At 63.3% G+C, this 1,984-nt stretch carries 2 protein-coding genes; both read left to right on the top strand.

Annotated features, from left to right (window positions below; genetic code table 11):
* Positions 1 to 17: 17 nt before the first annotated feature.
* Positions 18 to 1,289, top strand: a complete 1,272-nt coding sequence (locus tag B7L09_RS21080; protein WP_094470463.1) for a glutamate-5-semialdehyde dehydrogenase — start codon at positions 18 to 20, stop codon at positions 1,287 to 1,289.
* Between the two features lies 1 nt (position 1,290).
* Complete coding sequence (gene nadD / locus B7L09_RS21085) at positions 1,291 to 1,980, top strand: nicotinate-nucleotide adenylyltransferase (RefSeq protein WP_255142307.1); 690 nt, start codon at positions 1,291 to 1,293, stop codon at positions 1,978 to 1,980.
* Positions 1,981 to 1,984: the final 4 nt, after the last annotated feature.

A 1,984-nucleotide genomic window follows, 5' to 3' on the forward strand; every position in this document is an offset into this window, starting at 1 on the left:
GCNAAGACNCCCNGACCATGACTGAGTCCGTTCTTGACTACATGACCCGCCTGGGTCGCGCTGCCCGGNAGGCTTCTCGCGTCATTGGCCGTGCCAGCACTGCGCAGAAGAACCGCGCGCTGCAGGCGGCTGCCAATGCGCTGGACGCTGCACGCGTCGAGCTGACGGCTGCCAATGAACTGGATTTGGCCGCGGGTCGCGCCAATGGTCTTGAGCCGGCATTGCTTGAACGTCTGGCGCTGACCCCGGAACGTATCGACGGCATGATCGTCGGTTTGCGTCAGGTGGCGGCACTGCCGGACCCGGTCGGTGAAATCCGCGATATGCGCTACCTGCCGTCCGGCATTCAGGTCGGCAAGATGCGCGTGCCCCTGGGCGTCATCGGCATCATTTATGAGTCGCGCCCGAACGTGACCATCGACGCCGCGAGCCTGTGCCTCAAGTCGGGCAACGCGACCATCCTGCGTGGCGGTTCCGAGGCGATCAATTCCAACCGCGCCATTGCCGCCTGCATTCAGCAGGGCCTGGCGGTGGCCGAGTTGCCTGCCGAAGTGGTGCAAGTGGTGGAAACCACCGACCGCGCCGCCGTAGGCGCGCTGATCACCATGCCGGAATTTGTCGATGTGATCGTGCCGCGCGGTGGCCGTGGCCTGATCGAACGCGTGAGCCGCGATGCCCGCGTGCCGGTGATCAAACACCTGGACGGCATCTGCCACGTGTACGTCAGCGCCCACGCCGATCTGCCGAAAGCCCAGCGCATCGCTTTCAATGCCAAGACTTACCGTTATGGCATCTGCGGCGCGATGGAAACGCTGTTGGTGGATCAAGCCGTTGCCAAGGATTTCCTGCCGTCGATGGCTGCACAGTTCCGCGAAAAAGGCGTTGAACTGCGCGGTTGCGAACGCGCCCGGGCGATCATCGAGGCCGTCGCGGCAACAGAAGAAGACTGGAACACCGAGTACCTGGCGCCGATTCTTTCGATCCGCGTCGTTGACGGGCTGGACCAGGCAATCGAACACATTAATAAGCACGGCTCGCATCACACTGACTCGATCGTCAGCGAAAACTTCGCCGACACCCGGCGTTTTGTGGCGGAAGTCGATTCGTCGTCGGTGATGATCAACACGCCGACCTGCTTCGCCGATGGCTTCGAATACGGATTGGGTGCCGAGATTGGCATTTCTACTGATAAGCTGCACGCCCGCGGCCCGGTGGGTCTCGAAGGTCTGACCTGCGAGAAGTACATTGTGGTCGGTGATGGCCAGTTGCGCGGCCAGGCGTCGGTCTGACTTGGGCGACCTCAAACCGTCAGTCCCGCAAACCGCCAGCGAGCCTGCGCCAAGACGCATTGGCATGCTGGGCGGGACGTTCGACCCGGTGCACATCGGCCATTTGCGTGGTGCGCTGGAAGTCGCCGAGTCGCTGGCGCTCGATGAGTTACGCCTGACACCCAGTGCCAGGCCGCCGCATCGCGGTACGCCGCAGGTGTCGGCAAAGGACCGTCTGGCGATGGTCGAGTGCGCGGTGGCCGGTGTGGCGCCGCTGGTGGTGGACGCCCGCGAATTGCAGCGGGACAAACCGTCCTACACCATCGACACCCTGGANCTGATGCGTGCCGAGCTGGCCGCAGATGACCAGTTGTTTCTGCTTTTGGGCTGGGACGCATTTTGCGGCCTGCCCTCTTGGCATCGCTGGGAGGAACTCCTCCAGCATTGCCACATCCTGGTTTTGCAACGCCCGGATGCCGACAGCGAACCGCCGGATGCCTTGCGCAACCTGCTGGCCGCGCGGTCGGTAAGTGACCCCTTGGCCCTGACCGGGCCGAACGGGAATATTGCATTCGTCTGGCAGACCCCGCTTGCGGTGTCTGCCACCCAGATCCGTCAACTGCTGGCCAGCGGGAAGTCGGTACGTTTCCTGGTGCCTGACGCGGTCCTGGCCTACATCGATGCGCACGGGCTTTACCGTGCGTCGAACTGAAAAG

The organism is Pseudomonas mandelii, from assembly GCF_002251635.1.
Lineage (GTDB): Bacteria > Pseudomonadota > Gammaproteobacteria > Pseudomonadales > Pseudomonadaceae > Aquipseudomonas > Aquipseudomonas mandelii_B.